The 23,889-nt window shown below is 35.9% G+C and carries 29 protein-coding genes; 8 read left to right on the forward strand and 21 right to left on the reverse strand.

The features are described 5' to 3' along the window. The first annotated feature begins 32 nt into the window (after positions 1–32). Positions 33–659, forward strand: coding sequence for a YktB family protein (locus ACXKY9_RS19205; RefSeq protein ID WP_000155317.1), 627 nt, complete (start codon positions 33–35; stop codon positions 657–659). Positions 660–740: 81 nt separating this feature from the next. Here ACXKY9_RS19205 and ACXKY9_RS19210 read toward each other — a convergent pair whose 3' ends face one another. Then, on the reverse strand, positions 741–1,010 hold the full coding sequence (locus ACXKY9_RS19210; protein WP_000456552.1) for a UPF0223 family protein: 270 nt from the start codon (positions 1,008–1,010) through the stop codon (positions 741–743). A gap of 367 nt (positions 1,011–1,377) precedes the next feature. Between ACXKY9_RS19210 and speA the strand changes: the two genes are divergently transcribed. Together speA and ACXKY9_RS19220 are read left to right on the forward strand one after the other, a co-directional pair. Continuing rightward, a complete protein-coding gene (speA, locus tag ACXKY9_RS19215) occupies positions 1,378–2,850 on the forward strand; it encodes an arginine decarboxylase (protein ID WP_000084904.1) in 1,473 nt (490 codons plus the stop codon). Between the two features lie 75 nt (positions 2,851–2,925). Further along, positions 2,926–3,756 (forward strand): protein-glutamine gamma-glutamyltransferase, encoded by an 831-nt coding sequence (locus ACXKY9_RS19220; RefSeq protein ID WP_000635342.1) that lies wholly within the window; start codon positions 2,926–2,928, stop codon positions 3,754–3,756. Positions 3,757–3,792: 36 nt separating this feature from the next. Here the strand turns inward: ACXKY9_RS19220 and ACXKY9_RS19225 are convergent, their stop codons facing one another. From ACXKY9_RS19225 to ACXKY9_RS19235, 3 genes are all read right to left on the reverse strand, one after another. After that, the gene (locus ACXKY9_RS19225; protein WP_000536796.1) at positions 3,793–3,921 is read right to left on the reverse strand and encodes a GapA-binding peptide SR1P; all 129 of its coding nucleotides are present in this window, start codon (positions 3,919–3,921) and stop codon (positions 3,793–3,795) included. A gap of 58 nt (positions 3,922–3,979) precedes the next feature. After that, positions 3,980–4,108 (reverse strand): GapA-binding peptide SR1P, encoded by a 129-nt coding sequence (locus tag ACXKY9_RS19230; RefSeq protein WP_000536778.1) that lies wholly within the window; start codon positions 4,106–4,108, stop codon positions 3,980–3,982. A 195-nt stretch (positions 4,109–4,303) separates the two neighbouring features. Further along, on the reverse strand, positions 4,304–4,600 hold the full coding sequence (locus tag ACXKY9_RS19235) for a DUF3055 domain-containing protein (RefSeq protein WP_000462038.1): 297 nt from the start codon (positions 4,598–4,600) through the stop codon (positions 4,304–4,306). A 130-nt stretch (positions 4,601–4,730) separates the two neighbouring features. Here ACXKY9_RS19235 and ACXKY9_RS19240 point away from each other — a divergent pair, with 130 nt between their 5' ends. Further along, positions 4,731–5,123, forward strand: coding sequence for a DUF1885 family protein (locus ACXKY9_RS19240; protein WP_001163302.1), 393 nt, complete (start codon positions 4,731–4,733; stop codon positions 5,121–5,123). A gap of 1 nt (position 5,124) precedes the next feature. On the opposite strand, the gene ACXKY9_RS19245 is transcribed toward ACXKY9_RS19240, so the two are convergent. From ACXKY9_RS19245 to pdhA, 5 genes are all read right to left on the reverse strand, one after another. After that, positions 5,125–5,352 carry a hypothetical protein gene (locus ACXKY9_RS19245; RefSeq protein WP_000697469.1) on the reverse strand — a complete coding sequence of 76 codons (228 nt, stop codon included), beginning with the start codon at positions 5,350–5,352 and terminating at the stop codon, positions 5,125–5,127. A gap of 232 nt (positions 5,353–5,584) precedes the next feature. Further along, entirely contained in the window at positions 5,585–6,997 is a 1,413-nt protein-coding gene (gene lpdA, locus ACXKY9_RS19250) for a dihydrolipoyl dehydrogenase (protein ID WP_000260104.1), read from the reverse strand. A gap of 5 nt (positions 6,998–7,002) precedes the next feature. Beyond that, positions 7,003–8,292 carry a pyruvate dehydrogenase complex dihydrolipoyllysine-residue acetyltransferase gene (gene pdhC / locus ACXKY9_RS19255; protein WP_000863419.1) on the reverse strand — a complete coding sequence of 430 codons (1,290 nt, stop codon included), beginning with the start codon at positions 8,290–8,292 and terminating at the stop codon, positions 7,003–7,005. A gap of 93 nt (positions 8,293–8,385) precedes the next feature. After that, positions 8,386–9,363, reverse strand: a complete 978-nt coding sequence (gene pdhB, locus ACXKY9_RS19260; protein WP_000068168.1) for a pyruvate dehydrogenase complex E1 component subunit beta — start codon at positions 9,361–9,363, stop codon at positions 8,386–8,388. 3 nt (positions 9,364–9,366) lie between these two features. Next, the gene (pdhA, locus tag ACXKY9_RS19265) at positions 9,367–10,482 is read right to left on the reverse strand and encodes a pyruvate dehydrogenase E1 component subunit alpha (RefSeq protein ID WP_000536895.1); all 1,116 of its coding nucleotides are present in this window, start codon (positions 10,480–10,482) and stop codon (positions 9,367–9,369) included. Positions 10,483–10,996: 514 nt separating this feature from the next. On the opposite strand from pdhA, the gene ACXKY9_RS19270 reads away from it, so the two are divergent. Together ACXKY9_RS19270 and def are read left to right on the forward strand one after the other, a co-directional pair. Next, a complete protein-coding gene (locus ACXKY9_RS19270) occupies positions 10,997–11,143 on the forward strand; it encodes a YjcZ family sporulation protein (RefSeq protein ID WP_000274562.1) in 147 nt (48 codons plus the stop codon). A 168-nt stretch (positions 11,144–11,311) separates the two neighbouring features. Continuing rightward, positions 11,312–11,866, forward strand: coding sequence for a peptide deformylase (def, locus tag ACXKY9_RS19275; protein WP_000957048.1), 555 nt, complete (start codon positions 11,312–11,314; stop codon positions 11,864–11,866). A gap of 60 nt (positions 11,867–11,926) precedes the next feature. On the opposite strand, the gene ACXKY9_RS19280 is transcribed toward def, so the two are convergent. Further along, positions 11,927–12,700 carry a Cof-type HAD-IIB family hydrolase gene (locus ACXKY9_RS19280; RefSeq protein WP_000998279.1) on the reverse strand — a complete coding sequence of 258 codons (774 nt, stop codon included), beginning with the start codon at positions 12,698–12,700 and terminating at the stop codon, positions 11,927–11,929. A gap of 547 nt (positions 12,701–13,247) precedes the next feature. On the opposite strand from ACXKY9_RS19280, the gene ACXKY9_RS19285 reads away from it, so the two are divergent. Together ACXKY9_RS19285 and rnjA are read left to right on the forward strand one after the other, a co-directional pair. Then, a complete protein-coding gene (locus tag ACXKY9_RS19285) occupies positions 13,248–13,460 on the forward strand; it encodes a DNA-dependent RNA polymerase subunit epsilon (protein WP_000576435.1) in 213 nt (70 codons plus the stop codon). A gap of 4 nt (positions 13,461–13,464) precedes the next feature. Continuing rightward, entirely contained in the window at positions 13,465–15,132 is a 1,668-nt protein-coding gene (rnjA, locus tag ACXKY9_RS19290) for a ribonuclease J1 (protein WP_000670377.1), read from the forward strand. A gap of 43 nt (positions 15,133–15,175) precedes the next feature. Here the strand turns inward: rnjA and ACXKY9_RS19295 are convergent, their stop codons facing one another. From ACXKY9_RS19295 to ACXKY9_RS19345, 11 genes are all read right to left on the reverse strand, one after another. Further along, positions 15,176–15,841, reverse strand: a complete 666-nt coding sequence (locus ACXKY9_RS19295; protein ID WP_000504032.1) for a potassium channel family protein — start codon at positions 15,839–15,841, stop codon at positions 15,176–15,178. 82 nt (positions 15,842–15,923) lie between these two features. Further along, positions 15,924–16,790 (reverse strand): cytochrome c oxidase assembly protein, encoded by an 867-nt coding sequence (locus tag ACXKY9_RS19300; protein WP_001167317.1) that lies wholly within the window; start codon positions 16,788–16,790, stop codon positions 15,924–15,926. 246 nt (positions 16,791–17,036) lie between these two features. Then, positions 17,037–18,167: an N-acetyldiaminopimelate deacetylase gene (locus ACXKY9_RS19305; RefSeq protein ID WP_000218663.1), complete on the reverse strand. Its 1,131-nt coding sequence runs from the start codon at positions 18,165–18,167 to the stop codon at positions 17,037–17,039. Between the two features lie 63 nt (positions 18,168–18,230). Next, on the reverse strand, positions 18,231–18,953 hold the full coding sequence (gene dapD, locus ACXKY9_RS19310; RefSeq protein ID WP_000783241.1) for a 2,3,4,5-tetrahydropyridine-2,6-dicarboxylate N-acetyltransferase: 723 nt from the start codon (positions 18,951–18,953) through the stop codon (positions 18,231–18,233). Positions 18,954–19,024: 71 nt separating this feature from the next. Further along, on the reverse strand, positions 19,025–19,909 hold the full coding sequence (gene ccpC / locus ACXKY9_RS19315) for a transcriptional regulator CcpC (protein WP_001987174.1): 885 nt from the start codon (positions 19,907–19,909) through the stop codon (positions 19,025–19,027). 180 nt (positions 19,910–20,089) lie between these two features. Continuing rightward, positions 20,090–20,533: a cyclic-di-AMP-binding protein CbpB gene (cbpB, locus tag ACXKY9_RS19320; protein ID WP_000623579.1), complete on the reverse strand. Its 444-nt coding sequence runs from the start codon at positions 20,531–20,533 to the stop codon at positions 20,090–20,092. Between the two features lie 168 nt (positions 20,534–20,701). Beyond that, entirely contained in the window at positions 20,702–20,893 is a 192-nt protein-coding gene (gene abbA / locus ACXKY9_RS19325) for an antirepressor AbbA (RefSeq protein WP_001188692.1), read from the reverse strand. Between the two features lie 121 nt (positions 20,894–21,014). Further along, positions 21,015–21,533, reverse strand: a complete 519-nt coding sequence (locus tag ACXKY9_RS19330) for a ribonuclease H-like YkuK family protein (RefSeq protein WP_000348489.1) — start codon at positions 21,531–21,533, stop codon at positions 21,015–21,017. Between the two features lie 74 nt (positions 21,534–21,607). Beyond that, a complete protein-coding gene (locus ACXKY9_RS19335) occupies positions 21,608–21,757 on the reverse strand; it encodes a hypothetical protein (RefSeq protein ID WP_000440540.1) in 150 nt (49 codons plus the stop codon). Positions 21,758–21,998: 241 nt separating this feature from the next. Next, the gene (locus ACXKY9_RS19340; protein WP_000055151.1) at positions 21,999–22,235 is read right to left on the reverse strand and encodes a YkuJ family protein; all 237 of its coding nucleotides are present in this window, start codon (positions 22,233–22,235) and stop codon (positions 21,999–22,001) included. A gap of 367 nt (positions 22,236–22,602) precedes the next feature. Further along, entirely contained in the window at positions 22,603–23,832 is a 1,230-nt protein-coding gene (locus ACXKY9_RS19345) for an IS110-like element ISBth166 family transposase (RefSeq protein ID WP_001236345.1), read from the reverse strand. Between the last annotated feature and the right edge of the window lie 57 nt (positions 23,833–23,889).

A 23,889-nucleotide genomic window follows, 5' to 3' on the forward strand; every position in this document is an offset into this window, starting at 1 on the left:
ATAAAAGCAAAATAGGAGTTGGAGGAACAATCATGACAATACAAACATTCAAGTCAACTGATTTTGATGTCTTTACAGTTGATGGTCTCGAAGAACGAATGAGTGCAATTAAAACGAACATTCATCCTAAGCTAGAAGCTTTAGGGGAACAATTTGCAGAATACTTATCCAAACAAACTGATGAGAACTTTTTTTATCATGTTGCAAAACACGCACGCCGCAAAGTCAATCCACCAAACGATACTTGGGTTGCTTTTTCAACAAATAAACGAGGATATAAAATGCTACCGCATTTCCAAATCGGCTTATGGGGTACTCATGCCTTCATATACTTTGGTTTAATCTATGAGTGTCCACAAAAAGTTGAGACGGCTCATGCCTTCTTAGAACATTTAAATGATTTAAAAACAAATATTCCAAATGACTTCGTTTGGTCCATTGACCATACTAAACCAAGTGTGAAATTACATAAAACACTTGAAACCGAAGACTTACAAAAGATGATTGAACGATTAGCTACTGTAAAAAAAGCAGAATTATTAGTTGGTATTCATATATCACCAGAGGAGTTTTCAGCAATGACCAACGAACAATTCCTTGCTAAGATTGAATCTACGATGCAATCACTCCTTCCTTTATATGCACTGTGTAATCGATAGTAGAAAACGGACAATTTATATTGTCCGTTTTTAGTTGTTATCACATTATATCACTTCAGTTTTTATTTTTCAAAATATTTTTTACATTTTTACGAGCTTTTGTTCTTCGACTTCTTTTGCCCTTTGAATAGCACGATATATAGAGTATCCACTTACTTCTTGAAATTCTTTATCAATTTTCTTTTCTTCTGCTTTCGATGGAACAATCTCTTTAAAACGACGATATAAACCCATTAACTCTTCTCTTATAATCCCTTTTTCATAAGCTTTCTCAATCGCTTCATAAAACTTAACAATTGTAACCATTTCCTCATTTGACCAATCATAATCTAACGGATATTGATATTCCATTTCGCACCTCATTTATCATTTCTTCTTGTTTCATTATGCTATCTTAAAGAGAATATTTTATTCTTCATTATAGCCACTCTGCATTATACACTATTTATTCATTTTAATGGAATTGTCTTCCTCTATTCATTAGTTGAGGCTAACTATTAAACATACTCACCTTAAAAACATTTTTTTCTATACATCTATAATTATTGGTGATATAATGCTTTTGTTTTATAGAAAATAAAGTGAAGCTACCATCTCAAAAACGATTTTTTGAATGGCAGAAAAACAAGCCTTATTCTAAAAAAGGCTACACTTTTTTAGAGCAGGATTATATAAAACAAATTACACTAAATATTATGAAGAAGAAGGGGTGTATAGATTGTCCCAATACGAAACACCATTGTTTACCGCTTTAGTTGAGCACAGTAAGCGAAATCCAATTCAATTCCATATTCCTGGTCATAAAAAAGGACAGGGCATGGATCCTACATTTCGCGAATTTATTGGGCATAATGCATTAGCAATTGATTTAATTAATATTGCGCCACTCGATGATTTACATCATCCAAAAGGTATGATTAAAGAAGCACAGGATTTAGCAGCCGCTGCATTCGGTGCAGATCATACTTTCTTTTCTATTCAAGGTACAAGTGGCGCTATTATGACAATGGTGATGAGCGTTTGCGGTCCTGGTGACAAAATCCTAGTACCACGAAACGTGCATAAATCAGTAATGTCAGCTATTATTTTCTCAGGTGCAAAACCGATTTTCATGCATCCTGAAATCGATCCGAAGCTCGGTATTTCTCATGGAATCACAATTCAATCTGTCAAAAAAGCACTGGAAGAGCACTCAGATGCAAAGGGCTTACTTGTTATTAACCCAACGTACTTTGGGTTTGCTGCAGACTTAGAACAGATTGTACAATTAGCACATTCTTATAACATCCCTGTACTAGTCGACGAGGCTCATGGTGTTCATATTCATTTTCACGATGAATTACCTATGTCAGCGATGCAAGCTGGTGCGGATATGGCAGCAACAAGTGTTCACAAATTAGGAGGCTCTTTAACTCAAAGTTCTATTCTTAATGTGAAAGAAGGCTTAGTGAATGTAAAGCATGTCCAATCTATTATTAGCATGCTTACAACTACATCAACTTCTTACATCTTGTTAGCATCCCTTGATGTTGCGAGAAAACGTCTTGCTACAGAAGGAACAGCACTCATAGAACAAACAATACAATTAGCTGAGCATGTTCGTGATGCTATAAATTCTATTGAGCATCTTTACTGTCCTGGAAAAGAAATGTTAGGTACAGATGCTACCTTTAACTATGATCCTACAAAGATAATTGTATCTGTAAAAGATTTAGGTATTACCGGCCACCAAGCTGAAGTATGGCTTAGAGAGCAATATAACATTGAAGTAGAACTCTCAGATCTATACAACATACTATGTCTTATCACTTTGGGAGATACAGAAAGTGATACAAATACACTTATTGCAGCTTTACACGATTTAGCAGCAACATTTAGAAATAGGGCAGATAAAGGTGTTCAAGTACAAGTAGAGATTCCAGAAATTCCAGTGCTAGCACTTTCTCCTCGAGATGCTTTTTATTCGGAAACAGAAGTCATCCCATTTGAAAATGCAGCGGGTCGTATTATAGCTGATTTTGTTATGGTTTATCCGCCAGGGATTCCAATCTTTACTCCGGGGGAAATTATTACACAAGAAAACTTAGAGTATATTCGGAAAAACTTAGAAGCAGGTTTACCTGTACAAGGTCCTGAAGATATGACATTACAAACATTACGTGTTATTAAAGAGTACAAGCCTATCAGTTGATAGGCTTTTTTTTCACCTTTTTTCCTTTTCTTCATACGATACTTAAGAATGTAACGTATAGGTGGGGATACTATTATGATTGTAATAGGCCGTTCTATTGTACATCCTTATATTACAAATGAATATGAGCCATTTGCAGCAGAGAAACAACAAATTTTATCAATAATGGCAGGAAATCAAGAAGTTTATTCCTTCCGAACAGCTGATGAACTCAGCTTTGATCTCAATTTACGAGTTAATATTATTATCTCTGCACTAGAGCTTTTTCAAAGTGGATTTCAGTTTCGCACATTTCAACAATCCTTTTGCAACCCCCAGTATTGGAAAAGAACATCCCTTGGAGGATTCGAGCTTCTTCCAAACATACCATCTTCTATTGCCATACAAGATATTTTTAAAAATGGAAAACTATATGGAACTGAATGCGCAACCGCTATGATCATTATTTTTTATAAAGCTTTACTATCATTGTATGAGGAAGAAACTTTCAATCGTCTATTTGCAAATCTTTTACTTTATACATGGGACTACGATCAAGATCTAAGGCTCATAACAAAAAACGGTGGCGATCTTGTTCCAGGTGACCTCGTTTACTTTAAAAACCCACAAGTGAATCCAGCTACGATTGAGTGGCAAGGAGAAAACACAATCTATTTAGGAAATTTCTTTTTTTACGGACATGGCGTGGGTGTAAAAACAAAAGAAGAAATTATTTATTCATTAAATGAACGAAGAGTCCCTTACGCTTTTATTTCAGCTTTCTTGACCGATACTATTACCCGTATCGATAGCCGTATAATGAGCCAATATGCTTCTTCTAGTACACCACAGACATCCATAAGCTTTATTCCAATTAGAGATGATGCAATCGTTGCAACAGTTGGTCATACAACTACAATTTATTAAAAAAGCGCCTACACATGTAGGCGCTTTTTCTTATTATTAAGCTTTTGTATGTTCTTTATGGTCACATTCGCAATGAGATCCACATTTCCCGTATAGTACTGTTGATTTTTCATCTTCAAAATGTCCAATTGTTCCTTCACATACTTGGCATACGATTGTTCCCATTTTCATTTCCCCCTAAGTTTATGGTCCTAAAAACTTTTAGCTGTCCATTTCCTATCAATTATTGGGCTTTTGTATGCTCTGTGTGATCACATCCGCAAGATCCACATTTCCCGTAAAGTACCGTTACTTTCTCATCTTCGAAGTGTGCAATTGTACCTTCACAATCTTGACATACGATTGTTCCCATTTTTCATTTCCCCCTAAGTTTATAATCCCAAAAACTTTTTGTAACCGCTTAACTTTCTGTCTTTATTTTAATATGTTATACTTTTTACGTCAATAGGTTTTTAGTATAACACATTAAATATTTTTAATTTAAATTAGTATGCGATATTAAAATAAAAAAACAGCCATATTTATAAGTACGACTGTTTCACATTAATTATTCTTCATATTCCGCATGTAAAGAAGTTGACGGAACTAGAAATTTGAAAAACTGAGCTAACTCCTTTGCTTCCTCTTCTGATCCTAATTTAAAAATCTCCTGTATATATTGAACATTCTCTACATCATCTCGTCCGAGTAAAGTAGACCTTCCTGTTTGCATACAAACAATGAGCGGCTTTCCAAAAAACATATTTGTATAAATAACACCAAAATCATAACGTGTATCATGTGTCATAAACCCTAAAAATCGTACCTTCACACTTTCATGCTCATCATACAATTTTTCAAACATTGGTTTCCACCTTTCTACATCACGTTTCATTAATAGTATATTAAACAAAACATGTAATACTCCTTTTAATTGTCAAAAAATTCAGTAGGATGTAGAATGATAGTATTCTACTAAGCTAGGGGGAACTTATATGCAACACGCCTTTATTACGCTTGTACCGAAATCCAACCAACAATCAGTTTCAATAGATGATATAAAACAACTTTTTCATTATTATAAAACAGTTACTTCTAAAACTGGTGCCCAAATTAATTACACGTATACAAATACCGCTTTTCCTTATGAAATTTTAGATACATCTACAACAACATTAAAACTTCAATCCACTCACGACCGGTATGACTCAATTTATATTGGTGTTGGTATAGAAAATGAACAATCTTTCATCCAAGTTTCTTTACCACCTAATGCAACATTTGGTGACAAAGGGAAAGCAAATGAATTTTGCCGTTTTTTAGCGAAGAAATTAGAAGGAGAGTTACAATTATTTAATGGAAGAACAATGTATTTTTATAAACGCTAATTTAAAAAATAGATAATATGATTAAAAATAATATACAATTCGAACATGTAAGAAATAAAGCTTGCTTTCTTACGTGCAATACAAAATATGCTATTACATAGGCTAAATATAGAAATACGAAAAAAAGAATAACTTTATAATGAAACTTATCACCATTCGATAATGTTAATACAGTGGAAAAGCCACTCCATAGTAGTAAATGATAAAATATAACATGTAATATTTTCATGGAACCTTCTCCTTTGACATGCTCTATTTTATTAATATATGGGGGTAAGTTTGAATCAATTACATATTATAGGATGATATATATTACCTTCGAAGTAAGTTAAGCCTGAATCATTTGTTAAAGTATTATATATTCATTCGACAAGTACGTTTAAAGACCTTGCAAGTCATTTGATGAAAATAAAAATAGCCCCTCTCTTACAATAAGAGAAGGGCTATTTACATTACTTAAATTATTTTACAATGTGAATTGGCATTCCAAGAGCAACTTCAGCTGCTTCCATTGTGATTTCACCTAATGTTGGGTGAGCATGGATTGTTTGAGCGATATCTTCAGCTGTCATTCCAGCTTCGATAGCTAAACCAATCTCAGAAATAATATCAGAAGCACCTGCACCTGCAACTTGAGCACCTACAAGAAGACCATCTTCTTTACGTGTTACAAGTTGTAGGAAACCGTCAGTGCTGTTTAATGATAATGCACGACCGTTAGCAGCGAATGGGAACTTAGATACAGTTACAGTCATTCCAGCTTCTTCAGCTTGTTTTTTAGTGTAACCAACAGATGCTAGTTCTGGATCAGTGAAGCATACTGCAGGAATTCCGATGTAATCGATAGCTGATGCATGGCCACTAATTGCTTCTACAGCTACTTTACCTTCGTAAGAAGCTTTGTGAGCTAATGGTGGTCCAGGAACGATATCACCGATTGCATAGATGTTTGGTACATTTGTACGACATTGCTCATCGATTTCGATGATGCCGCGGTCAGTCATTTTAACTCCAACTTGCTCAAGACCGATTTCTTGAGTGTTTGGACGACGACCTACAGTTACTAATACGTAATCTGCTTCTACAGTTTGGATTTCACCTTTAACTTCAAAGCTAACTTTTACGCCAGTTTCTGTTTCTTCAACGCCTTTAGCCATAGCTTTTGTATGGATATTTACGTTACCTTTTTTCTGTAGAGCACGTTTAACAACAGAGCTCATAGCTTTTTCGAAACCAGCTAAGATTTCGTCGCCAGCTTCTACTACAGTAACTTCTGTACCGAAGTTAGCATATGCAGTACCTAATTCCATACCGATGTAACCGCCGCCGATTACAACAAGTTTTTTAGGAATTTCAGGTAAGCTTAAAGCACCTGTAGAGTTGATAACACGTTTAGAGTATTTGAATCCTGGAATTTCGATTGGTGTAGAACCAGTTGCAAGAACAGCATTTTTAAACGTATAAGTTTGAGCTGCATCTTCAGTCATAACGCGTAATGTATTAGCATCTACGAAGTAAGCTTCACCGCGAATGATTTCAACTTTGTTACCTTTAAGAAGGCCTTCAACACCGCCAGTTAATTTCTTAACTACGCCGTTTTTCCATTCTTGAACTTTTGTAAAGTCAACTTTTACGTTTTCTGCAGTAATACCCATGTCATCAGAATGCATTGCATTCTCATAACGATGACCTGCATTGATTAACGCTTTTGAAGGAATACATCCAACGTTTAAGCATACGCCACCAAGGTTAGCTTTTTCAATGATTGCTACCTTTTGACCTAATTGTGCTGCACGAATTGCCGCAACGTATCCACCAGGACCTGCACCAACAACGACTGTATCTAATTCAATTGGGAAATCTCCTACTACCATTGTTATTACGCCTCCATTACTAATAATTGTGGGTCATTCAATAGACGTTTAATTTGGTTTAACGCTTTTTGAGCAGTTGCACCGTCAATTAAACGATGGTCAAAGCTTAGAGATAATGCTAATACTGGAGCTGCAACGATCTCACCGTTTTTCACAACTGGTTTTTCAGCGATACGGCCGATACCAAGGATTGCTACTTCTGGGTGGTTGATAACTGGAGTGAACCATTGTCCACCTGCAGAACCAATGTTTGTAATTGTGCAAGAAGCACCTTTCATTTCAGCTGGAGCTAGACGACCTTCACGTGCTTTACCAGCAAGATCATTGATCTCGTTAGAGATTGTGAAGATAGACTTACGATCTGTATCTTTAACAACTGGTACTAATAGACCTTTGTCTGTATCAGCTGCGATACCGATGTTGAAGTAATGTTTATGAACTACTTCTTGAGATGCATCGTCTAAAGAAGTGTTTAACATTGGGTATTCACGTAATGCAGATGTTAAAGCTTTAACAACGTACGGAAGGTAAGTTAATTTAATACCTTTGTCAGCTGCTACTGCTTTGAACTTCTTACGGTGAGCAACAAGTTCTGTTACATCTACTTCGTCCATTAATGTTACGTGAGGAGCTGTGTGTTTAGAGTTAACCATTGCTTTCGCAATCGCTTTACGGATACCACTCATTTTCTCACGAGTTTCTGGATATTCACCAGCTGGGATTGGTTGTGCTTTTGGTGCTTCTTCTTTCGCTGCTGCTGGAGTAGCTTCTACTGCTGCTGGAGCCTCAGTTGCTGCTACAGTTTGTCCACCATTTGCAAATGCATCGATGTCAGCTTTTACGATACGGCCATTCTTACCAGTACCAGCTACTTTATGAATGTCTACACCTTTTTCACGAGCGTATTTACGAACAGATGGCATAGCAATTACGCGCTCATTTACTACTTCTGCAGTTGCTGCTGGAGTAGCTTCCGCTGCTGGAGCTTCTACTGCTGCTTCTTCAGCTTTTGGAGCTTCATCATGATCGTCACCTTTAAATTTAAGGTTTTCGTATCCAGGAGCATCAAATTTAATTAATGTATCTCCTACGATTGCAACTGTTCCTTCTTCTACAAGTACTTCAAGTACTTTACCTTTAACAGGAGAAGGGATTTCTACTACTGCTTTATCATTTTGTACTTCAAGAAGTACATCGTCTTCGTTTACTTCATCGCCTGGTTTAATAAACCATTTTACGATTTCACCTTCGTGGATACCTTCACCGATATCTGGTAGTTTAAATTCAAATGCCACGGAATTCAGCCCCCTGATTCATTTCATTATTATGGAATATGTACAAAAGAAACCAGCATGTGCTGATTTCTTTTGCACATGAAAAGCTAAAAATTAGAAGTTCATTACTTTGTTTACAGCTTCAACAATATCTTTGTGGTTTGGTAACCATACGCTCTCTGCTTGAGAGAATGGGAATACTGTATCAGCAGCTGCAACACGTACAACTGGAGCTTCTAAGTTTAAGATTGCACGGTCGTTAATTTCCGCTACAACGTTAGCTGCAATACCAGCTTGTTTTTGAGCTTCTTGAACTACAACTACGCGACCTGTTTTTTCAACAGAAGCGATGATTGTTTCGATATCTAATGGTTGAACTGTACGTAAGTCAACAACCTCTAAAGAGATACCTTCTTTTTCAAGTTCTTCAGCAGCTTTTAATGCAGCGTGAACCATAGCACCGTAAGCGATAACAGATACATCTGTACCTTCACGTTTGATATCAGCTTTACCTAAATCAATTGTGTAATCACCTTCTGGTACCTCTTGACGGAATGAACGGTACAATTTCATATGCTCTAAGTAGATAACTGGATCGTTGTCACGAATCGCAGAGATTAAAAGACCTTTAGCATCGTATGGAGTAGATGGAATAACAACTTTTAGACCAGGTTGTTGAGCCACTAATCCTTCTAAGCTATCAGCATGTAGTTCAGGAGTATGAACACCACCACCGAATGGAGAACGAACTGTTACTGGAGCAGTCCAACGTCCACCAGAACGGTAACGCATACGAGCTAATTGACCAGAAATTGAATCCATTACTTCATAAACGAAACCGAAGAATTGGATTTCTGGAACTGGACGGAATCCTTCAAGTGCAAGACCAACTGCAAGTCCACCAATACCAGACTCTGCAAGTGGAGTATCCATTACACGATCTTCGCCAAATTCAGCTTGTAAACCTTCAGTAGCACGGAATACACCGCCGTTTACACCAACGTCTTCACCAAATACAAGTACGTTAGGGTCATTTTTCATTTCAACGCGTAAAGCATCAGTGATTGCTTGAATCATTGTCATTTGAGCCATGGCTTACTTCGACTCCTTTTCTTTGTAGATTTCATATTGTTCAGCTAAGTTGTAAGGCATTTTTTCGTACATGATTTCCATTAAATCAGTTACTTTTTGTTTTGGAGCTTGGTCAGCCTTAGCAATTGCTTGTTTGATATCTTCTTTTGCTTCTTCGATTACTGTCTCTTCAACTTCTTGAGACCATAGGCCTTTAGCTTCTAAGAACTTACGGAAGCGTACGATTGGGTCTTTTTGTTCCCATTCGTTTTCGATATCTTTTGTACGGTAACGAGTTGGGTCATCACCAGCCATTGTATGTGGACCGTAACGGAATGTTAAAGTCTCGATTAAAGTAGGGCCTTCGCCATTTACTGCGCGCTCACGAGCAAAAGCAGTTGCTGCGTATACAGCTAATGGATCCATACCGTCTACTTGAATTCCGTAAATACCTGCTGCTACTGCTTTTTGTGCTACAGTTTTAGCTGCAGATTGCTTTTCTACTGGAGTAGAGATTGCATAACGGTTGTTTTGAACAACGAAGATTGCTGGAGCTTTGAATGCACCTGCAAAGTTCATACCTTCGTAGAAGTCACCTTGTGAAGCACCACCGTCACCAGTGTAAGTAATTGCAACAGATTTTTTACCACGTAGTTTCATACCTAACGCAACACCAGCAGTTTGGATGATTTGCGCACCGATAATAATCTGTGGAGCTAATGCATTTACATTCTCAGGCATTTGGTTACCCATGAAGTGTCCACGAGAGAATAAGAATGCTTGGTATAATGGTAATCCGTGCCATACTAATTGTGGTACATCACGGTATCCTGGTAAGATGAAGTCTTCTGCTTCAAGTGCGAAATGACTTGCTAATTGAGAAGCTTCTTGTCCAGCTGTAGGTGCGTAGAAACCTAAACGTCCTTGACGGTTTAAAGAAATAGAACGTTGATCTAATACGCGAGTATACACCATACGACGCATTAATTCTTTTAATTGATCATCAGATAATTCAGGCATAGCTGCTTCATTCACAACTTCACCGTTTTCATTTAAAATTTGTAATGTTTCAAATTGAGCTGCGATAGCTTTCATTTGCTCATCAACATTAAATAGGGTCTTTTTTGTTTTAGTACCCATTCCGTTCACCTCTTCCTCTCTTGAACCATATTCTGAAACGCTTTCACTGGCTATTTTCCAGTTTAAAAAGCGCAACGATGTAAACCAACATGTTTGTATGTCGGTTGAGAATAATTTTGTGTACCTAACAATCTGTACTAATGTTTTTTCAGAAACATATTAATACAATCTTGATCACGTTTTTTAGTTTACAACTATTCTAATTACGATGTCAATTACTTTGAATACGTTTTTTTATAAATAATATGCAGGTTTCTACTACACAAACGTGTTTTTATTTTTTACATCTGTATTAGTAAGCATTGACCTACTGTTATATTATTCCCTTTTTCACTTATTTTTTCTCTTAGAATAATATGTAAACGATTTAATTCTCTTTAGTTTTTCTCTCTTCGTAACAAAAATATACAAACTACTCTTCCTTTTTTAGGTAAATACCTATACATTTCTACCCTCTCTTCCATACATTATAGTAACCGCAGTATTAGCGGGAAATGATAAAGGAGGTCATCTCATGTACGGATACTCATATTGCTATCCAACTTGTTCATATCCTTCCTACGGTTATGGCGGTTCTTGTGGCGGGTCTGGACGCGGCTTCGCCTTAATCGTTGTGTTGTTTATTCTTTTAATTATCGTTGGTGCTGCTTGCATTCGCTAATGTAAAACGAAACAACTATGGAAAGAAAAAGACGGCTTTGCTGTCTTTTTCTTTTTATCACATACATAACTACTCTATAATAGAACAATTTCCAAAATGCCTTCCCTTTCTTGCCGATGACTTTTTCCATCTCCTTTGGTAGACTAAAGAGGAAAGGAGAGATTACATATGCTTACAATGAAAGATGTTATTCGCGAAGGAGATCCTATTTTGCGCAACGTTGCAGAAGAGGTGTCATTACCGGCAAGCGAAGAAGATACAACTACCTTAAAAGAAATGATTGAATTCGTAATAAATAGCCAAGATCCTGAAATGGCTGAAAAATATAGTTTACGCCCTGGAATCGGATTAGCGGCTCCGCAAATCGGTGTTTCAAAAAAAATGATTGCAGTTCATGTAACCGATGCGGATGGTACATTATATAGCCATGCATTATTCAATCCAAAAATCATTAGCCATTCTGTTGAACGTACATATTTACAGGGTGGTGAAGGCTGTCTGTCTGTAGACCGCGAAGTACCTGGTTATGTTCCTCGTTATACAAGAATTACAGTAAAAGCAACTTCTATTAACGGAGAAGAAGTAAAATTACGTTTAAAAGGTTTACCAGCAATCGTATTCCAACACGAGATTGATCATTTAAATGGCGTTATGTTCTATGACCATATCAATAAAGAAAATCCTTTTGCCGCTCCTGATGATTCCAAACCTCTAGAGCGATAATAATAAAAAGGCGGAAGTTAATCTTCCGCCTTTTTATTATGAAATGGGTTCCATATTCACTTATAGCAATCCAGCCCACTTTAGTCCATGATATATACCGTCTTCATTAACATCCTTTGTCACATGATTTGCAAGTTTTTTCAAGTCTTCATGGCCATTTCCCATCACAATACCTGTGCCAACGGCTTCGATCATTTCTAAATCATTTAAGCCATCTCCAAATGCATACACTTGATCACGATTAAAACCTAACTTTTCAATGTATTTCTCAATTCCTTTTGCCTTAGAACCACCATTCGGAATGATATCCATTGAATATGCATGCCAACGAATAAAATGAAAATCTGGATAATGATTAATAAACTTTTCCTCTTCATTTACTTCACAAAAAAGTAGTGTTTGATAAATATTACGTTCCTCATAAAAATTAGGCTCATATGCTGGATGCTCAAAGTTTAAGCTTCCAAAGCCTTCTTTCACATAATCATGATATTCCACTGATGCTCTCATATCTTGATGGTCAAGATATACAAGTGGATATCCTTCTTGTTTTGCAAACTGAGTAAACCTATGTAAAGCATCTGGATGTAACGGATTATTAAATATTACCTCATCTTCAAAGACAACATATTGTCCATTAAAACTAACATAATTATGTATATTAAGTTCCCTGCGAATATCTTCGAACATAAATGGCGCGCGCCCTGTCGCAATTGCTACATGTACACCTTTTTCTTGTAACTGTTTTACTGCATCTCGTGTAGATTGCGGAATTTTTTTATCATGATCTAATAATGTTCCATCAATATCAAAAAAGACAATTTTATCATTCATTTGTCAAAATCCTTTCTGGGACTCTATATTCCTATTTTGAATATCACTTTTCAAATTCTAAAAAAAAGTATAACATATTAAACATCTGTGAAGAAAGCGTTCCCTTTCTGACCTTATTTGTAAACTTTGCATATATATATTAGTAAAACATGTAGATACTTGTTCGGATGAATTTTCTTTTCCATTCTTCCTCATACTATACCTATAACTAACGGCTACTGATCGTTACTATAGAATAACTTTCACTGTATGGGAAAGGACAAGATTCACCATTCACTTTTGTCCTATCTCTTATATCAGAGATAGAGTTTTCACTAGTAATAGGCATGTTTAAAATAAGGAAAGGAAGGAGTAATCATGCTGAAGAAGCTGAAGAAAAAGCTCAAGCGTTATTTAAACGGTCTAGTCCGTAAAAAGACAATCGCTTAAATTGTGCCCATTTCGGGCTTTTTCTTCATTCTCATTCGAAAAAACATGAAAATCGTGACTGTTTGCTTTATAATAAGTAACAGATAATGCAAAACATAGACAAGGAGAGGTTTTCCAAATGATTTTTAAAGTATTTTATCAAGAAAAATTAACTGAGGTTCCAGTACGTGAAAATACAAAAGTTTTATATTTAGAGGCTACGTCTGAAAAGGATGTTCGTACAAAGTTAAATAAGTTCGCATATAATATCGAGTTTGTTCAGTCTGTTACTGGCGCTCATCTTGAATATGAAAAAGAAAACGCTGATTTAACATTAGCGGAAATCGTATAGCGATATGAAATTTCTAAAAAACGACCAAGTTGCTGTATTTGCTCTCGGTGGGCTTGGTGAAATCGGTAAAAATACATACGCTGTTCAATTTCAAGATGAAATTATTATAATTGATGCTGGAATTAAATTTCCAGAGGACGAACTTCTCGGGATCGATTATGTAATACCAGACTACACTTATTTTGTGCGAAACGAAGATAAAATTAAAGGGTTATTCATTACACATGGTCACGAAGATCATATCGGCGGAATCCCTTACCTATTACGTCAAGTGAACATTCCGATTTACGGCGGAAAATTAGCAATTGCACTCATCAAAAACAAATTAGAAGAACACGGCTTACTTCGTAAAGCAAAACTTTACGAGATTCAAGAAGATGACGTTATTAAATTCAAAAAAACGTCTGTATCCTTCTTCCGTACAACTCACAGTATTCCAGATTCGTACGGCGTTGTTGTGAAAACACCTCAAGGTCAAGTTGTTCATACAGGTGACTTCAAATTTGACTTCACACCAGTTGGTGAACCAGCTGATTTAACAAAAATGGCTGAAATCGGTAAAGATGGCGTACTATGTCTATTATCTGATAGTACGAACAGTGAAGTTCCAAACTTTACTATGTCTGAGCGTCGCGTTGGTGATAGCATTCAAGACATTTTCCGTAAAGTAGAAGGACGGATTATATTCGCAACCTTTGCATCAAATATCCACCGCTTACAACAAGTTGTTGAAGCTGCTGTTGAAAACAACCGTAAAGTAGCTGTGTTTGGTCGAAGTATGGAAGCAGCGATTGAAATTGGACAAAACCTTGGTTATATTCGTTGCCCGAAAGATACATTCATAGATGCATCTCAACTAAACCGCTTACCAGCTAATAAAGTTGTTATTTTATGTACAGGTAGTCAAGGTGAACCGATGGCAGCACTTTCACGTATTGCAAATGGTACACACCGCCAAATTCAAATTATTCCTGGAGATACAGTTGTTTTCTCTTCTTCACCAATTCCAGGAAATACAATTAGCGTAAGTCGTACAATTAACATGTTGTACCGCGCTGGCGCTGATGTAATTCACGGGAAACTTTCAAATATCCATACAAGTGGACACGGTGGACAAGAAGAACAAAAGTTAATGTTACGTCTAATTAAACCGAAGTACTTCATGCCAATTCATGGTGAATATCGTATGCAGCGTATGCACATGAACATAGCAAATGATTGTGGCATCCCTGAAGAAAATTGCTTCATTATGGATAATGGCGATGTTCTTGCTTTACGTTCGGATGAAGCTAGCGTAGCTGGAAAAATCCCATCTGGTTCGGTCTACATTGATGGAAACGGTATTGGAGATATTGGCAATATCGTATTACGCGATCGTCGTATCCTTTCTGAAGAAGGACTTGTAATTGTAGTTGTAAGCATTGATATGAAAGAATTTAAAGTTGCAGCAGGACCTGATATCATCTCACGCGGTTTCGTTTACATGCGTGAAAGCAGCGATTTAATCAATGATGCACAAACATTAATTACAACTCATTTAGAAAAAGTAATGGAGCGTAAAACAACACAATGGTCTGAAATTAAAAATGAAATTACAGACACATTAGCCCCATTCCTATATGAGAAAACGAAACGTCGTCCAATGATTTTACCAATCATTATGGAAATATAAGAAAAAGGACAATGCCATGAAGGCATTGTCCTTTTCTTTTCTCTTATCTTAAAAAGTGTTTAAATCGATCCACTTCATCGTCATGACCAATGACAATTAATATATCTCCTGCTTGAATATTCTCCGTAGCTCGAGGGGATACGATAACTTCTTTGCCTCGTTTAATTGCTACAATATTCAATCCAAACTTCGCACGAATATCTAATTCAATTAAAGAGTGCCCATCAATTTTTTTATTCGCAATAATCTCTACAATACTATGCTCATCTGAAAGCTCAAGGTAGTCTAGCACATTGCTTGATGCAATATTATTAGCAATCCTTTTTCCCATATCACGTTCTGGATGCACAATATGATCTGCACCTATTTTACTTAACACTTTTTCATGATAATCATTTTGAGCTTTTACAGTAATATTTTTTACACCCAACTCTTTCAAAATCAAAGTCGTTAAAATACTTGAATTTAAATTATCTCCAATAGCAACGACTACGTGATCAAAATTTCGAATACCAAGGCTTTTTAATACCATCTCATCTGTTGAATCTGCAATTACAGCATGCGAAGCTATATTTGCAAATTCATTAATTTTATCCTCATCTGAATCGATTGCCATTACTTCCATACCTAATTGAGCTAGTTCTCGGCAAATACTTCCACCAAAGCGACCAAGTCCAATGACAGCAAATTCTTTTTCTTTCTCACCCACAAGAATTCCTCCAATAACTTCAAGTACTATTTATTTTCAGTGTAACACACTTTATATGCGTCACAAAAACTATGATTAGCTCTTATTTTTGTTTTTGTATATAAAAATATTGTTGCAAGTAAAAAGCGATACCAACAAGTAGCATAGCAAATACAAATATATTTCCAAAAGAACTAAATGTTTCAAAAACGAATAATAATGTTTCTTGACCAAAAAAGGCAAATAGAAGCTGTGTGAATGCAAATAACAACGCCCATATGTAATGATGTTGATGGAATAAATAATGCGTTGCACCTAAAAAAGCAATAAACGAAAAGATAAAGATCCACCAATTTTCTAAAAATAGTTGCCAATTAGAAAATTGATATCCATTTACTAATATCGCAATAAGCGCGATAACTGCCATCGTCGGCACACTCCAAAATAATGCCCGTCCTCTAAAGAAACGAGTGCCTTTAACATCTCCTTTTTCATGTGCAATATATGTTAGTACTACTGTGCTTATATACAAAACAGAAAGAATTGTTAAAACGATAATAAGCCAAAAATGTAATTGATAATATTCATGCTCTATATTTGTCACGATTGCAGCTAACATGCACGGAATTAACATTCCCGTCCAACCATCTACTTTTCTTTCATCCCAAAAGACCGTATTACCAATCCTTATTCCTAACAACATAAAAATAATGATACCCAATACAAATAACGTAGTTTTATTCCCTACTAAACTCGTTGAGAAAGCAATTAATCCAATAAATAAAAAGAGCACAAACCCATTCATAATTTCTAGTACAGGTGATAAATATCTCTTCACCCATTTGTATGTTTCGTCATATTCATTATTATCTACTAGACGATAGGCATAAAAACTTATCCCAAAATAAACCGCCGCAATAATAACATACGCATATAAGACGAAACATAAAATCGCACTGCTAATTTGCACGTAATTCCCCACCCTTTTTTCTATGTTTCACATTGATTTTACACACTTTTCATACTAAAAGTAAACATATATAAGTTAGTCAAATAATTAATAATGAGCAGTGGCTAAACCCCCTGCTCATTATTAAAACAGTACAATTAACTTTAATTCTTCCATTTGTATGTAAATGTCTAAAATCAATCTATACGAGCGTTACTTACACCTCAGAACAAAAAGTTTTTTGGAACCTTCAAGAGAGCGGAAGTTTTATTTTCTATTCCCTTTCCACTTTACATATTGGCTTAAAAATGTGATTGCCTTTTCAATCACTTCTTCGTCTGGTTTTAATTTTGCATGATGTAAACCATATTCTGAATTTACTCCAAGCCAAAACATAAATCCAGGGATTTCTCGAAGCATATAACCAAAATCTTCACCCGTCATTGCCTCAGTACATGTAATAACATTCATATCAGTTTGTTTATGTACAAATTCCATAAACTCTCTCGTTAACTCTTCATGGTTATATACTTGATGATACATTGCTCCGTAATCTATAATCGCCTCACACTGGAAAGAAGCTTCGATACCTGCAACAATTGACTCAATTCTGCTTTTCACACGCTTCATTGATTCCACTGATAATGTTCGAATCGTTCCTTCTAAACGAGATTTTTCTGCAATAATATTTTGAACCGTACCACCTGTAATTTTCCCGATTGTAATTACTGCACTATCAAGTGGATTCACATTGCGACTAATAACGGATTGAAGCTGTGTAACAAGGTGGCTCGCTGCAACAATCATGTCATTTGCAGTATGCGGATAGGCAGCATGGCCACCTTTCCCTTTTAAATCAATATATAATTCTGAAGTATTGGCAAATAACAGTCCTTCTTTCGTTGCAATTGTCCCCACAGCGTATTCTGGTGCAATATGAAGACCAAGAATTATATTTGGTTTCCATTCTTTTAACTCTTCACTTTCTAACATAGGAAGAGCACCGCCTGGTCCTTCTTCTGCTGGCTGGAATAGAAATACAAGGTCATCATCTATTCTTTCGCTCACAGCTTTCGTTAGAAGGCCTAAACCGATTGTTGTATGTACATCATGGCCACATGCATGCATCATTCCTTCATGAATAGAAGCAAACTCGTATCCAGTTTCCTCTGTAATTGGTAAACCGTCTATATCTGCACGATAACCTATTATTTTTTCGGGATTTTTTCCATTTACTTTAACGATTACACCCGTTTTCCATGTCTTCACTTCCACAAATTCATGAGAAAGTGTTCCTATATAATCTAAAATATACTGTTGTGTTTTCCATTCCTTAAATCCGATTTCTGGAATTCTATGTAAATCTCTACGAATTTGGATAAATTTGCTTACTGTCATTTTTGCACCTCTATCTATAAAAAGCGTAAGAGCCCATTTACGCTCTTACGCTTTTTTTACTTTTTATTTCTCTGGGTTTAATTGACGAAGCTCTTGTTTAATTTCTGTTTTTGCTTTTGTCTTCTCATCAATTTCTTTAATTACACGTGCTGGAGTACCTGCAACAACTGTGTATGGAGGCACATCTTCTGTTACAACAGCTCCTGCTGCTACGACTGCACCTTTCCCTACTGTAACACCCTCTAAAACAACCACGTTTGCACCGATTACTACATCATCTTCAACGATAACTGGTTTTGCAGAAGGTGGCTCAATAACACCTGCAAGTACAGCACCTGCACCTACGTGACAGTTTTTACCGACTGTTGCACGTCCACCAAGTACTGCGTTCATGTCGATCATAGAACCTTCACCAATTACAGCACCAATGTTAATTGTTGCATTCATCATAATTACAGCGTTGTCACCAATTTCAACATGGTCACGAATAATAGCACCTGGCTCGATGCGAGCTTTAATACCTTTTAAATCAAGCATCGGGATTGCAGAATTACGACGATCGTTTTCTACAACGTAGTCAACGATGTGCTTATTATTCTCATCAAGAATTGTCTTAATTTCAGACCATTCTCCGAATAATACACCTGACTTTTTATTCACAAATGCTTGTACTGTTTCAGGGAATGTTACTTCTTTTAAATCCCCTTTTATGTATACCTTTACAGGAGTTTTCTTTTCACTTTTTTGAATAAACGAAATAATTTCGTTAGCGTCCATCATTTTCATTCTTGTTGCCTCCTAAATCCATTTATAATGTTACTCTACCAAACGAAAGAGCGAGTAGCAAGATAATAATCTTATTTTTCCCTTTGAATTTCTTCTATAATTTCTAAAAATGCTTGTACTTGCTTCAACTGCCTTGCCGAGTCACTTGTTAACAACCATGTTTCTCTCGTCAGTTGAACAGGTGTTTTATACATATTTTCCTGTACTTCCTTTAAAACAGTAGAAGGTAAAAGGGCATAACCTATACCATTTAAAACAAGTTGTTTACATGTTTCAATTTGGTCAACTACAATCGTTCGCTTAGGCGGATTAGAAAATAAACCATACCACCAATTTTGTATTTGTCCATAATAAGTCGAATCACTTTTAAATTGAATGAACGGCCTATTTGTTTCTTTTAACATCGAAATATCTTTTATTTCTTTATCAACTAAATACAGTTCATCTTCAAATAATTGTTGCTTCTGACCTTTATATTCTTGTGTTCCCCTCAGTATAGCAACATGAACGTCTCCTTCATAAAACTGCTTTTGCACTTCACTACTCCATCCAGTAAACAGCGATATCTTGACAGAAGGATATTTATGCACAAACTTTTTCAAAACAGGAGGGAGCCAATATTGACCAATAACTGATGCAACAGCTATTTTTAACGTTCCATGAGTTTCCGTTCTGAAAACAGCTAGCTCACTTTTTATATCTTCTTCCCTTTGCAACATTTCTTTAGCATAATTTGCAACTTTTTCCCCTTCAGGTGTAATTGTCAATCCTTTTTGTGAGCGAATAAAAAACTTCATTCCCCATTGTTTCTCCATAGATTGTAATCGTTGACTCAGCGCAGGTTGGGAAACAAATAAACGTTCCGCCGCTTTTCTCATATTTGATTCCTGAGCTAACACAACCATCATTTGAAAATCATCAATTTGCAACTTTCTCCCTCTTTCCTTAGCTTCCATACACCTTATTTCAATAAGCTTTTCATCCTTAATTTACCCGAATGCTTTCATTCAGAAAATACAATTGTCCAGCGCAAACTTTCCTTATGTTTTATGTCTTTTTAAATATAATACATACACAAGTGATATGCACGAAAAAAAAAGTGACTTCTTCGTTTCTATGAAGTCACTTTTCTTACGTTATCGATTATGTTGCCTTACTTTCTTATTCAACAATTTTAAAATAGCCCGACGTGTTAAAATCCCCTCAAAATAGCCTTCTTCATTAACAGCGCAAATAAAAGGATGATCAATTGTCATTTCTAAAGCTTTTGCAAATGAATCGTCTAATTTAAGAACAGGTATATCTTCTTTCATCACCTGCTCTACTTTCATATCATCGAGTCTTTCAAACTCAATACGTTCTAATCCTAACATACCATCTAATATCATGGCAGTACTAATCAAACCATGTAGTTTATACATTGGATCTAAGACAGGTATCGCCGAATATCCAGATTTCACAAGAACGAGTAAAGCATGTTCTAAACTATTTCCAATTTGGACATGAGCTACTTTTTCCGATGAAATCATTAAATCCTTCACAAGAATTTGTTGAAATTCGTCTTTCGGAATACTAATCATATTACATCCCCCATTTTCCCTTTTTCCTGCTTATGTTCACAACTCTATTCACATTTTATGACAGCGTTTTCATATTATTATTTTGTCCTAAATTTATTTCAATAAAAATACAATCACACAGCTATTTTAGCATACAGCACAAAAAAAAGACTACCATTCCGGTAGCGCTTAATACCCTTTATTTTTTAATCTGTAAAATAACCTTGTGATTTTTTTATATTGCATCACATCTGTCTGTTTCAAACCATTCTCAATATCTGTAAGTTCCACAGCTAAAATTTCACTTGCGTAATTTTGCTGAAATAAAATATCTAGTAGTAAACTTTCTTCTTCCTTCGTTAAAACAACTTCCCTTTGCATATACCCCTCTCCTTACACTCGCATCGTTACTCTTATTATATAAAAAATTCAACCTATTTAATAGATGTAATATTCAGTTTTTATTAAAAGATATGTAGCAATCGTATACATACAAAAAAAATCATTTCGTATATCGATTTGCATAGCTAAACGCCGCATAAGCATCTGGCTTAATTTTTGCAGTTAATCCCATCGCTCGAATTTTTTCTGTCATATCTAAAATAAATTCTTTTGTTAAACCATCATTCCCAATGTCTAAATGAATTTCCATTATGAATCCAGCCCCATCTTGAGCATAAGGATGCAATAACTCCCATATTGTTTGTATATGAGTAGGCGTAAATAGACATGCGATTTCTTGACTAAACTGCGTTTCTAAATATATTTTCTCACGTAAGGTTGCCGGCTTATCTTTTACTGATCTATGGTGTAAACAGCCCCAGGCACCTTTTCCAACACGATGAATATGGATTGCTGTAATAAACCTCGTATCCTTTTGATGCGCTTGTGAGTCTGTCCCAATGGATAATCGATATAAATTTCGCGGATCCTTTTCAATGAAACTACAAATACGGTTAAAGACCATATCAAAATTTAAATGTCTCTCTGAAACATTGTAAAATTTATGTGCACCGTCCACAGAGTCACGTCCTTTCAATTAGACAGACTTTTCGTATTCTCATTGTATGGGACAAAAACTAAAATTATAACTTCCTATCCTTTATTCGTTTCAATATTTCGAATTACAAAGTGACAAACTTGGCACGTATAAATTACATTTTGATTAGATTGAGCCGTTAATACATGAATAATCTCAGCAGAACTTTGACAATTAGGACAAATCACAACTGGTAAACGTTCCATACGATAACCTCCTAGTTATATTTCTCCCGCTATTTGCAGAACCCAGCGATTGTGAGAAGTTTAGCTTCACATATTCACCCGGTTGACGGGACTCATTTTCCACATGGATAAGCAAACTTGCACGGATTAAAATTTCATTTTAATACCATTGTAGGAAAAATAAAAAACTTCTATACATTCCACTAGAAAGTAATAGAACTAAAAAAGGTACTGCCACATGGCAGTACCTTTTTTATATGTATCAAGAAATGATATCGTAAATCTCAATTGCAACCATGTCGATATTATCGAATTGATACACTTGAGGTTTTTCACCTTGTTGATACACTTCTAACTCATACATTTCACTTTTATCGAAAAATTTCACGCTACATTTGCGCTCACCGTTCACTTCAAAATAGCGTTGTGCTACTTCACCGCTTTCAGCTTGTTCTTGTAGACTAACAAGTCGAGTTAAAATTCCTTGGAGTAGAGACATGAAATCTCTCCTTTCTCTGATCTTCCTACCAATAGGTTTTACAGCTATACTCATTCTATCCGTCATAACAGAAAAAATGTTCCACACTCTAGGATAAAGGTTATTGGCCAGAAACTCAACTAAAAATTTGTCGAAATGCGAAGGAAAAAACAGAAAGAACATATTTCCCCTTCTTTATTGCGGTTTTTATACTGGAAGAATATAATAAAAAACAGAAAAAAGACCTGCGGTAGTATGTCAACTGAAAAACAAAAGAATTTTTAGTTATCAAAGGCCTATTTACTAAAAAAAGACATCACGAAACTAAACCAGTAACGTATGTAATTTACTGGAAATTAATTGAAAGGTAGCGATGACAAGTTTTATGTCACACTTTCACGCACCTTTCTGGCGTAAAGAGTTGGTGACTACGTAGTAGCGCATCCACCAATCGCACAAGTTTTCTTGCGGTTAGAACGAGTGCACGTTTGTGTTGATGTTTTGGTACTTCATTATATTTTTTTACGTAATATTCTTGATAATCAGATACGTGCCTTCTTACTGAGTTGGCGGCTTCAACTAAGTAATACCGCAAGTAATGATTTCCATTACGGGATAACGAAGTGTTTTCTGCGGTGAATCGACCAGACTGGTGCGTACGCCAATATAATCCGGCATATTTTGCTACCTTGGTTTCATCATCAAATCTTTCGATTTGACCAATCTCAGCGATAATACCGGCGGCGAATACAGGACCAATTCCAGGAATGGACTCAAGTGTTTGCGTTAATCCAGCCATGATTCGCTTAATGGATTTTTCTAGTTCTTTGATTTGCTGTTGATAGGTACGAATCACCGCAATTGATGTTCCTAGAAGAACATCGATTGAGTCTTCTACGACCTTATCCAAACGATAGGAAGAGCGAACAGCCTTTTGAATGGTCGATGCGATACATTTTGGGTCACCGAATCGGTTTTTCCCTTTCTTTTGTAGGAACTCAGCGAGTTCCTCTAAAGGCATGTCAGCTAATTCTTCTAGACTGAATTTTTCAAGAAACAGTTCCATCATGGCGTTGCCAAAGATAGAAGAATCCACTTCTTGTGAGAACGTATTACATTTATAACTTAGGTGTTGGAGAAAATGTTGTTTTTCCTTTGTCAACATTCTAACGAGCTGATAACGAGATCTTGTTAATTGCTGGAGTGCCACATACTGACTTTCTTTTACGATGGACATTTGATTCCGTCCAAATCGTAAGTAATCAGCGATGACAAAGGCATCAATCTCATCTGTTTTATCCATGTCAGAATAGCTTTTCTTGAAATTTGCAATTTGTTTTGGATTCATCAGAAATACCTTTGCCCCAAACCGTTGTAAGTCTTCATCATAATGAAGAAACATAGATGGATGAAAACTATAAACAGATGTGGATTCTAGACCGATTTTAAAAGTTTCAATTTCTTGGTTGGCTATACACTGTAACACTCGCTCTTTGAGCGCTGTGGCACCTGGCAAGTCGTTGTTGACCGAAAAGGAATCTAGCTTTTTCCCTTCACCATTTAAAATACAAGCTTTTATATCAAACGAACTTACATCTAAACCAACAAATAATCTCATGTAAGAGACCTCCCTTCTATTTAGAATCATTCCTCGGACGTCTCGAGATATCTCTAG

The organism is Bacillus sp. 2175, assembly GCF_057812155.1.